Below are 1538 nucleotides of genomic sequence, written 5' to 3'. Positions count from 1 at the left end.
GCGTAGAACTTTAAAGCATTTCCACCTGTTGTTGTCTCAGGGTTTCCAAAACCACCAATTTTAAAACGAATTTGGTTTATGAAAATAGCCATGGTATTCGTTTTCTTTAGAATACCTGTTAGCTTCCGGCATGCTTGCGACATTAACCTCGAATGAAGGCCCATACTAGCTGCCCCCATCTCTCCTTCTAACTCCATTTTAGGACACATTGCTGCGACACTATCGATAACAATAATGTCTACTGCTCCCGATAGAGCAAGAGTTTCTGCAATAGACAGAGCTTCCTCCGCACTATTGGGCTGCGAAACATACAATTCTTCGCTATTAACGCCAATTAATTTGGCATATCCAGGATCAAGCGCATGCTCAACATCAATGAAGGCACAAATACTTTCTTTCTTTTGTGCTTCAGCAATGACTTCCAATGCCAATGTCGACTTTCCGGAGCTCTCCGGGCCAAAAATTTCATGAATACGACCTCGCGCTAACCCGCCCACTCCTAAAGCTTTATCAAGCTTAGGTGAGCCTGTAGATACGATGTCAAGATTGTTAGTTGTTGCTTCGCCCCCAAGGCTTTGCACAGCACCCTTGCCAAATTGTTTTTCAATTTGCCCTAAAGCAGCAGCAAGAGCCACGCTTTTAGGTGAAGGATTGCTGTTATTGCTAGCTATTGTAACCATAACTACCTCGCTCTGTTTTGTTATATATTATAGTTGAGCAAAGTGTTTGTCAATGGTATTTAATACCATATTAAATCATTTTATAGCTACTGTTTATTTCTGGAATGAGGTACTTCGGTAGGCATATAGGTAAGAATTGTATCCAGATTGATCAGGCTGTCATCTGGCTCCAGATTTCCGGCTTTTGACTCTATCTGACTTGCACTTGCATTATCAATTGGGCTAGGTAATAGCTGAATCCCAAGTACAATGCTAGAACACAGAAACCAAACAATGAGTATCGTCTTTTGCAAATTATCTCTACGCTTGTGCATCTCTAACCCTCCAATTTAATATCATATATTATAGATTGGTTTGTAAATTTTTCTATCTATATTCGGGCTTATATCGATATAGACGCAAAGTTGAGATATAGGGTTGCTCTTCAAACTTACTACGAGCTTTACTAGACCCCAGTCTTTTAGACTTTGGGGTAGACTCAATCGAAACCATAGAACCAATGAGTACCGTTCTCGCTGAATCCATATCGGTAGTTACAACAAATATTGGTAACGAAGCAACTCTTGAATGACTTTTCTCTCCCACTCCTGGTACATATCTAGTGATGTTCGCTTTAATACTTGTTGGACTTGGCGTCCGGTGCACAAGAAACTCCGAATCAGAAATCTCTGCAATTTTCTTAGAAACGATGTCAAAGCTATCAGAACCGTTATCAATGATTTCTTTAGCTAACTCAAGCGCTTCTTCTTTTGAGTATTTCTTTTGGTTACCCCACCCTTTTGATTCGTTATAAAAAACTATTTTTTTAGGTAGCGCCTCTTCTACCACCAGCAAGCGTTCACATTGTTTAAAGTGAAC

Annotated in this window: 2 protein-coding genes; both read right to left on the bottom strand. The window is 40.1% G+C overall.

The genetic code is table 11. The features are described 5' to 3' along the window. A partial coding sequence (recA, locus tag IQR33_RS12780; protein ID WP_193843751.1) for a recombinase RecA occupies positions 1–680 on the bottom strand: 680 nt, incomplete at its 3' end. 366 nt (positions 681–1046) lie between these two features. After that, positions 1047–1538 (bottom strand): hypothetical protein (locus IQR33_RS12775; RefSeq protein WP_193843750.1); only part of this gene is annotated, 492 nt, incomplete at its 5' end.

Source organism: Vibrio sp. OPT46, assembly GCF_015163535.1.
GTDB classification, from domain to species: Bacteria; Pseudomonadota; Gammaproteobacteria; order Enterobacterales; family Vibrionaceae; genus Vibrio; species Vibrio alginolyticus.
The sequence above is the reverse complement of the archived record's forward strand: the minus strand, read 5'-3'. Positions and strand labels throughout refer to the sequence as shown.